The 6,174-nt window shown below is 60.3% G+C and carries 7 protein-coding genes; 3 read left to right on the top strand and 4 right to left on the bottom strand.

Annotation, left to right across the window (positions count from 1 at the left end; translation table 11 throughout):
- Positions 1–142: 142 nt before the first annotated feature.
- From PROAA_RS08495 to PROAA_RS08510, 4 genes are all read right to left on the bottom strand, one after another.
- On the bottom strand, positions 143–1,255 hold the full coding sequence (locus PROAA_RS08495) for a calcium/sodium antiporter (RefSeq protein ID WP_245664216.1): 1,113 nt from the start codon (positions 1,253–1,255) through the stop codon (positions 143–145).
- Between the two features lie 102 nt (positions 1,256–1,357).
- A complete protein-coding gene (locus PROAA_RS08500) occupies positions 1,358–1,570 on the bottom strand; it encodes a YqaA family protein (RefSeq protein WP_245664217.1) in 213 nt (70 codons plus the stop codon).
- On the bottom strand, positions 1,570–2,139 hold the full coding sequence (locus tag PROAA_RS08505) for a Bax inhibitor-1 family protein (RefSeq protein ID WP_186410935.1): 570 nt from the start codon (positions 2,137–2,139) through the stop codon (positions 1,570–1,572). Before PROAA_RS08505 ends, PROAA_RS08500 begins: the two co-directional genes overlap by 1 nt.
- Before the next feature lie 124 nt (positions 2,140–2,263).
- Positions 2,264–2,620, bottom strand: a complete 357-nt coding sequence (locus tag PROAA_RS08510; RefSeq protein ID WP_186410936.1) for an HPF/RaiA family ribosome-associated protein — start codon at positions 2,618–2,620, stop codon at positions 2,264–2,266.
- A 117-nt stretch (positions 2,621–2,737) separates the two neighbouring features.
- On the opposite strand from PROAA_RS08510, the gene nhaR reads away from it, so the two are divergent.
- The 3 genes from nhaR to PROAA_RS08525 all read left to right on the top strand — a co-directional run bounded on the left by nhaR (position 2,738) and on the right by PROAA_RS08525 (position 6,146).
- On the top strand, positions 2,738–3,646 hold the full coding sequence (gene nhaR, locus PROAA_RS08515) for a transcriptional activator NhaR (RefSeq protein WP_186410937.1): 909 nt from the start codon (positions 2,738–2,740) through the stop codon (positions 3,644–3,646).
- Between the two features lie 156 nt (positions 3,647–3,802).
- Positions 3,803–5,164 carry an IS1182 family transposase gene (locus PROAA_RS08520; protein ID WP_186410938.1) on the top strand — a complete coding sequence of 454 codons (1,362 nt, stop codon included), beginning with the start codon at positions 3,803–3,805 and terminating at the stop codon, positions 5,162–5,164.
- 595 nt (positions 5,165–5,759) lie between these two features.
- Positions 5,760–6,146 carry a hypothetical protein gene (locus PROAA_RS08525; protein ID WP_186410939.1) on the top strand — a complete coding sequence of 129 codons (387 nt, stop codon included), beginning with the start codon at positions 5,760–5,762 and terminating at the stop codon, positions 6,144–6,146.
- Positions 6,147–6,174: the final 28 nt, after the last annotated feature.

Here is a 6,174-nt window from a genome sequence, read left to right on the forward strand (position 1 = left end):
CCCCAGGACAGAGGGAAAGCCAGTGCCAGCAGCAGCGCGTTGACGGCGCCCAGGCTTTCCGGATCGCTGAGCTTCATCAGGATCACGGAGGGGACGATGATGGTGACCAGAAGGTCGAGCAGCGGGCTGCTTTTCGCTTGGGTCATGGTGCTACCCTCATCGCCGCCCGTTGGCGCGCCAGCAATACAACCAGCGTCACCGCCGTGAGCGGCAGCACAAACCCGAGCATGGCATCGCTGTATGCAGGAAGTGCTGCATGCTGCGTCGCCGCGAGGACCAGATACGCTACGTAGGCCAGGTAGTAGCCGACGAACAGCGCCCCTTCCCAGCGTGCAATGCAATGGCCGGTGGCGAATATCGGCAGGCAGGCGAGCGCCACCGCGACCATTACCGGGATATCGAAGCGGATCAGCGCCGGGGCAACCTCGAGTCCGCCCGGTGTGACCATGGCGGCAATGCCGCCGATCGCGAAAATGTTGAACAGGCCACTGCCGATTACGTTGCCCACCGCAATGTCGCGTTCGCCGCGCATCGCCGCCACGACCGAGGTTGCGAGCTCCGGCAATGACGTGCCGGCGGCGACGATGGTCAAGCCGATAATCACTTCGCTCACACCCAGTATGCGAGCGATCGACACCGCGCTGTCGACCAGCCAGGTGGCGCCAAGCACCAGCAGCACCAGGCCGCCGACGATGAGCCCGATCTGAACCGGCAGTTGCCCCAGCAACCGGCTGGCTTCGCCACCGAAGTCTTGCGCATACTCGGCCTGCACTGCGGCGCTTTCCTTGCGGCCTTGCCGGATGCTGAACACGATGTAAGCCACGATGCCGCCAGTCAACAGCAGGCCGTCGAAAAGACCGATGCGGCCGTCGAACGCCATGATCAAGAACAGCACCGACGCCCCGATCACCAGCGGCACGTCAACCCGTATCAGTTGCTGCGACACCACCAGCGGTGTGATGAGTGCCGAAACGCCAAGCACCATCAACACATTAAAAATATTGCTGCCCACGATGTTGCCGACAGCGATTCCCGACTGGCCCGCCAGGCCGGCCTGGACACTCACAGCCAGCTCCGGCGCGCTGGTGCCGAAGGCGACCACGGTGAGCCCGATCAGCAGCGGTGAGATGCCAAACCGCAAGGCCAGGCGCGAGGCGCCGCGCACCAGCAGATCCGCACCGGCGACCAGCAGCACCAGACCAAGTACCAAATAGACAACAACCATCACACTCATTGCGTTCTCTTGAAAAAGCAATCCTGCAAATCCGCTTCGCTACGCACGCGCGGGTACTCAACCCAGAAGCGTGCCCGTTGGCGGCCATCGATAGCGACTCGGTTATTCAAGGTCGCGGTCATGTCAGCGATACACCTCAGCACACCGATCACCGAGCCCAGCGTTGAAGCGCCACGCCCGCTGCGGCCGTGCGAAGCACATCGGCGCCAGCACTACATCCGACGGCACCGGGAAGAACGAGGATTCGGCGAAACTCATGCCGCCCAGGTACCCAGGCGCGTGCGGATGCCGGGACCAGACCATGGCTCGGCGATAGAGTGGCGAGAAGAGCTTCATCAGTCATTGCTGTTCATGAAACCCAGCAAGTGCAGCAAGCTGGTGAACAGGTTGAAGATCGATACGAACAGGGTCACAGTTGCCATCACATAGTTGGTTTCGCCGCCATGGATGATGTTGCTGGTTTCGAAGAGGATGAGGCCCGACATCAGCAGCACGAAGGCGGCGGATACCGTCAACGACAGCGCCGGAATCTCGAGGAAGATCGCCGCCGTACCGGCCATGGCCATCATCACCGTCTGGCCGCCGCTGGGCAGGCCGAGGTAGTGGCCGACGATCGGGCCGAGGGTGTAGCCCATGAACCCGGTCAGCGCGAACACCGAGACCAGGCCCCAGCCGCTGTTCTTCAGCTTGTGGGTGGCGAACAGCAAGCCGAAATAGCCGACCAGGGTAATGATCATTCCGGGATGCGGCAGCTTCATCGCCACCGAGGCGGCTGCGGTGACCGCGGCAAACAGCAGCGTCATCGACAGCAGCATGTAGGTGTTGCGGATCACTTTGTTGGCGGCAAGGACGGTTTCCGCGCCGCGCCGCGGCTGGGCAACGGCTTGGGTTCCTAGATGGTTCATTTCAGTCTCCTGTGTTTGGAAGAAACGGTTTCAAGGGTCGGCGCTGGCGGGGCGGCACAGTCAGCGCACTACCATTGCGCGCGCGATCGATTCCTCACGGCCTGTGGGATAGCTTCTCATCTCTTCACTCCTTTTCCATTGAAGGCGCCTGGTGCCGGGTCGCTGAGACCGCGACGAATGTGCGTCGTCGCGCCAACTGCCGGTCGAGCGTACGGCCAATACGCTCGGCGGCGCGATCGATGGCAACGTGCAGATCGGCCTGCGTATCCTCGACGATCAGGACAGGAGCGCCCTTGACGCGCACCTCTATGCCGCAACACTTGTCCTTGCCGCCACGCGGGCCATTGACATCGGAAAGGCGCACGACGATGCGCGTGACAACATCCCGGCCGTGATTCAGGGCGTAGGCGAGGCGCGTGGCCACATGCTGGCGCAATACGTCGGTCAAGGGTAAGTCTTGAGCTTGGATCTTCAGGTTCATGGGCGTTCCTCTGCTGGATTGGAAGAAGACGCCTGGATTATGGGCAAGGTCACTATTCGATACAAACAGATATAACTATGCGTTATGATCGAAAAATACGAACAATGAGAGAGCGGCATGATCAACTACAAGCATTTGCATTACTTCGTCAGCGTCGCCCGTGCGGGCGGTGTCATCCGCGCCGCGGAGCGCCTGCATCTGACGCCCCAGACGCTCTCAGGGCAGATTTCCCAGTTCGAGGAACGGCTGGGCGTGGCGCTGTTCCGGCGCGTCGGGCGCCGGCTGGAACTGACCGAAACGGGAAAACTGGCGCTCTCCTACGCCGAGGAAATCTTCCAGACCGGGGCCGAGCTGGAAGACTTGCTGAAGAACGGCGCCGAAGAGCGCTTCATCACCTTCCGCGTCGGCATCGCCGACGTCGTTCCGAAATTCACCGCCCATCGCCTGCTGGCGCCGGTGCTGGGACTTCCAACGGCAGTGCGCCTGATCTGCCAGGAGGACCGGCTGGACCGGCTACTGGCGGATCTGGCGATCCACCGTCTCGACATGGTGCTGGCCGACCGCCCCATGCCACCGGGCATGGAGATCAAGGGCTACAGCCACCCGCTCGGCGAATCAGGCGTGGCTTTCATGGCTGCGCCCGGGTTGGCTGCGCGGCTGGCGGGCGGCTTCCCGGATTGCCTGGATGGCGCACCCCTGCTGCTGCCCGGGCGTGACAGCGCACTTCACGGCGCCCTGCCGCGCTGGCTGGAACGAAAGGGGAAGCGTGTGCGCATCGTCGGCGAATTCGACGACAGCGCGCTGATGAAGGCTTTCGGCGAAGCCGGCGCCGGAATCTTCCCGACGCCGGCGGCCAGCGTGCCGGAGGTGACGGCGCACTACCAAGTCGTCAAGCTGGGCGAAACGGAGGAGATTCGCGAGCGGTTCTTCCTCATTTCAGCCGAGCGGCGACTGACCCATCCCGCGGCGCGGGCGGTCAGCGAGAATGCGCGCAGCGGAATGATCGCGCCGCCTGGCGCCGTTTGAAAAGCCCGTGTCGCAGTTTGTTGAACTGCGCCAGTCTTGCTGATGCTGGCCGGGGAAGTTCTGGTGGACAAAGAGAATACGCACAGCCCGCTAGCAGGCTGTCGGACTTTCCCCTCGTGTGAGACAATGACGTCAGCGTAAAATCGGGGCAGGACAATGTCGAATTTCATCGTGACAGACCGCAAGACCGACTACTTACTTCCGCCCTCGGTTGACGACTGGCTGAACGAGGACCATCTGGCACGCTACATTGTCGAAGTGGTTGATCGACTCGACCTGAGTCGGCTGACGCGTCAGTACGCGGGGCGCGGCTCGAAGGCCCACCACCCGGCGACGCTGCTTTCTATTCTGATCTACGGCTACTGCACCGGCGTCTTCTCAAGCCGCAAGCTGGAACGGGCGACCTACGACTCGGTCGCCTTCCGCTACCTTGCCGCCGGTACCCACCCGGATCACGACACGCTGGCGACCTTCCGTCGCCGGTTTTTCGGCGAATTCTCCGAACTGTTTGTTCAGGTGCTCGAACTGGCCCGGGAAATGAAACTGCTCAAACTCGGCAACGTCTGCCTGGACGGCACCAAGATACAGGCCAACGCCTCGCGCCACAGCGCCCTCTCGCACGGGCATATCGAGAAACTGGAAACGCAGCTTCAGGCCGAAGTGCAGGAACTGCTCGCCTTGGCGGAAAAGACCGACCAAGCCGATGTGCCCGATGGTATCGACCTGCCGGCGGAAATCCGCCGATGTGAAGACCGTCTTGCCGCCATGGCCGACGCCAAGACCAAGATCGCCGCCCGGGCCGAAGAACGTTATCAGCGGGAGAAGCCCGAGTACGACGCGAAGCTGACCAAACGCACCGAGAAAGAAAAGACCACGGGCAAGAAACCCGGCGGCAAACCGCCTGCCGCCCCGAGACCCGGACCGAAAGACAGCGACCAGATCAATCTGACCGATGAAGAATCCCGGATGATGCCGGTTTCCGGCGGTGGCTTCGAACAAACCTACAACGCACAAGCCGCGGCAGATACTGAAACGATGCTCGTTGTCGCCACCGGGCTGACACAAGCGCCCAACGACAAAGAACAGGTCAAACCGATGCTGGAGACCCTGGTGGCTCAAAACCTGCGACTGGGCAAGGTCACTGGCCTGATCGCCGATACCGGCTTTTGCAGCGAGACGAACATCACCGCATGCGAAACGGCCGGCATCACCCCGCTAATCGCGGTAGCGAAAGAGAATCATCATCCAAACTGGCGCGAACGCCACAGCGAGCCGCCGGCCTTGCCGGAGAACGCGACACCCGTCCAGACGATGGCGCATCGACTGAAGACGAAGGCCGGACGAGCGCTCTATGCGCTACGCAAGCAAACGGTCGAACCGGTCTTCGGAATCATCAAGTCGGTCATGGGATTTCGTCAGTTCTCGCTGCGCGGCCTGACGAAAGTCAGTGGCGAATGGACGCTGGTCTGCCTCGCGTGGAATTTGAAACGCTTGGCCGTATTGCGTCTTCAGGAGTGAGAATGCTTTGAAAACACCCGGAAAATCGAAAAATGCAGCCACGAAACCGCGAAAACCGCTCCGCAGTTCACTTATCTGTCGTCGGGCCAGCATCAGTCCGACAGGCTGCTAGGCGTGAATGTGGCAGTGCCAATCGGCAGACGCTTTTTCCAGCCAATGGAGGTAACAATGATAATCCTCCTCGGCAAAGAAACACGGCTCTCGATTGATTCCGCGCTGAACAACGTACTGCGGTAGTCCGGCAAATTTAATGCGTGGGCGACGTGGCATGACTGCTCCAAAAAGAATGCGACCCCTTTGGTCTGGTTTCAAGTCCGTAGTCCGCCGCGCGGCAGGACCCGTTGGCAAGCAATTGTCGACGCCACGGAGATAGGTCGCCGAAGACTGTCGGATTTTCTTACACTCACCTATGCAAAGGCAGAATTTGGCGAACGCACTGTGAAAATAAGGTGATGATTACAAGAGCAATTATCGATTCCTAAACTATAATGGCATGAAGTTTGCTTGTTTATGAGCGCGTAGCTGGCATTGGAGGCTTGCCCACCATTTTGACTGGAACGCTTCCCGTAGATCCAATCATTTCTAGGAGGTGTTTGTGAAGACCATCAGAACAATCACAATCGCGTTAATGCTCGCGAGTCTGCCCGGAGTGTCTGCTGCCGCGGCCATTCTCTCTGGCAGCATTCTCAACAACGGACAGATTGTTGGCCCGACCGATACGGTGACCTTCAAGGTCCGGATTGAGAACACTGGCGACATGCCTTTTGGTCTAAGTTGGAGCGTTGCGACCGGTGCGTTCGCCACGCCCACTGACAACTACGATGACGTTAATTTTCCTACAGGCGGATATCCGGCTTTTGACAACTCGCCACTTGCCGCCGGCGACTCTTTCGATTTCGATTTCTTCCAACTCATCCCGATCGCTGGCGGCGCCGCATTCGGATCGTACACTAGGGCGTGTTCTCAATTGATCGAATTCTGATATGCCATACACAAGAAGAGGAAGAGAA

Source organism: Candidatus Propionivibrio aalborgensis (assembly GCF_900089945.1).
GTDB classification, from domain to species: Bacteria; Pseudomonadota; Gammaproteobacteria; order Burkholderiales; family Rhodocyclaceae; genus Propionivibrio; species Propionivibrio aalborgensis.

What these genes read in the sequence shown, in the direction of transcription:
- PROAA_RS08505 (WP_186410935.1), bottom strand. Translation starts at nt 2,139, where the DNA reads ATGAACCATCTAGGAACCCAAGCCGTTGCCCAGCCGCGGCGCGGCGCG.
- PROAA_RS08520 (WP_186410938.1), top strand. Translation starts at nt 3,803, where the DNA reads ATGTCGAATTTCATCGTGACAGACCGCAAGACCGACTACTTACTTCCG.
- PROAA_RS08510 (WP_186410936.1), bottom strand. Translation starts at nt 2,620, where the DNA reads ATGAACCTGAAGATCCAAGCTCAAGACTTACCCTTGACCGACGTATTG.
- PROAA_RS08500 (WP_245664217.1), bottom strand. Translation starts at nt 1,570, where the DNA reads ATGAAGCTCTTCTCGCCACTCTATCGCCGAGCCATGGTCTGGTCCCGG.
- nhaR (WP_186410937.1), top strand. Translation starts at nt 2,738, where the DNA reads ATGATCAACTACAAGCATTTGCATTACTTCGTCAGCGTCGCCCGTGCG.